The sequence below is a fragment of the Mesorhizobium sp. M2A.F.Ca.ET.037.01.1.1 genome, from assembly GCF_003998075.1.
Classification (GTDB): Bacteria; Pseudomonadota; Alphaproteobacteria; order Rhizobiales; family Rhizobiaceae; genus Mesorhizobium.
Window position 1 is genome coordinate 1 of the sequence record NZ_RZSA01001785.1, and the last position, 475, is coordinate 475.

Below are 475 nucleotides of genomic sequence, written 5' to 3' on the forward strand. Positions count from 1 at the left end.
CGGAACGACGGGCCTGCAGATCAGGGCGCTGCTCGCGGACCGCGGCGACCTGGAGATCATCTCCATCCCGACCGAGCGCCGCAAGGAGACCGCCGCCCGCGCCGAATTCCTCAACGCGGCCGATGTCGCGATCCTTTGCCTGCCGGATGCGGCGGCGAAGGAAAGCGTGTCGCTGATCACGAACGACACGACCAAGGTGATCGACGCCTCGACCGCGCATCGCGTCGCCGAGGGCTGGGAATACGGCTTTGCCGAAATGGACAAGGACCAGGCGAAGAAGATCGCCAGCGCGAAGCGCATCGCCAATCCGGGCTGCTGGCCGCAAGGGCCGATCGCCACGCTGCGGCCGCTGGTCTCCGCCGGCCTGTTGCCGGCCGATTTTCCGGTCACCGTCAACGGCATTTCCGGCTATTCCGGCGGCGGGCGGCCGATGATCGAGGACTATGTCGGCAAGGGTGAGGACGCGCCCGAGTTC

The 475-nt window shown here is 67.6% G+C and carries 1 protein-coding gene; it reads left to right on the forward strand.

What is annotated here, in order from left to right; translation table 11 throughout:
• Positions 1-475 (forward strand): N-acetyl-gamma-glutamyl-phosphate reductase (gene argC, locus EOA27_RS39800; RefSeq protein ID WP_127259131.1); only part of this gene is annotated, 475 nt, incomplete at both ends.